This window comes from Streptomyces sp. DH12 (assembly GCF_020873895.1).
Lineage (GTDB): Bacteria > Actinomycetota > Actinomycetes > Streptomycetales > Streptomycetaceae > Streptomyces.
Map to the genome: position 1 here is coordinate 1 of NZ_JAHWGT010000325.1, position 682 is coordinate 682.

A 682-nucleotide genomic window follows, 5' to 3' on the forward strand; every position below is an offset into this window, starting at 1 on the left:
GTGAACGCGGGTACTTGGCCTACGCCGCCACGCTGTTCCAGGTCCGGGACCGGGCCGACGAGGCGCGTGCCGCGTTGGGCCGGGCCGCCGCGCTGATCGCGCCGGGCGCGACGGGGCGGCCGCTGCTGGACTTCCGGCGCGGGCTGATCGCGGAGAACCTCACCGGCTCCCCGCAGGCCGCCCGCGCCGCCTACCGGCGGGCCCACGCGGGCGCCACCGCCCACGCCGACCCGCTGCTGCTCTCCGCCACCTGGCGCCACCTCGCCGGACTCGCCCTGCGCGAGGGCGAGCTGACGGAGGCCCGGCACGGGTTCGCGGAGTCGCTGCGGATCCGGGAGGAGCTGGGCTACCTGGTCGGCACGGCGCCCGCGCTGGTGTCCCTCGCGGACACGGAGACCGAACCGGAGGCCTCCCGCCTGCGCGAGGAGGCCCGCCGCCTGTTCCGCCTCCTGGGCGGAGTCCCCACCTGGCTCGCCCACCGCCTGGCTCCCCCGGAGACGGACGCGGCGACGGCGTGAGGCACGGTGCGGGTGCCTCGTTCGGGTGAACCGGGGGTTGGGGGGCGCGTGCGGGAGTTCCGGGGGCTCAGGGCGCCCGGAGGGTGTGGGGGCCCTCCTTCTACTCCGCCCCGTTGAAGTGCTCCCCCACCAGCGCCCGCACCACGTCCAGGTCGCCCGCGACC

1 pseudogene is annotated in these 682 nt (G+C 77.7%); it reads left to right on the plus strand.

The features are described 5' to 3' along the window. Positions 1 to 518, plus strand: a pseudogene (locus tag LPA54_RS34330) (hypothetical protein); the annotation flags it as partial. Positions 519 to 682 lie beyond the last annotated feature (164 nt).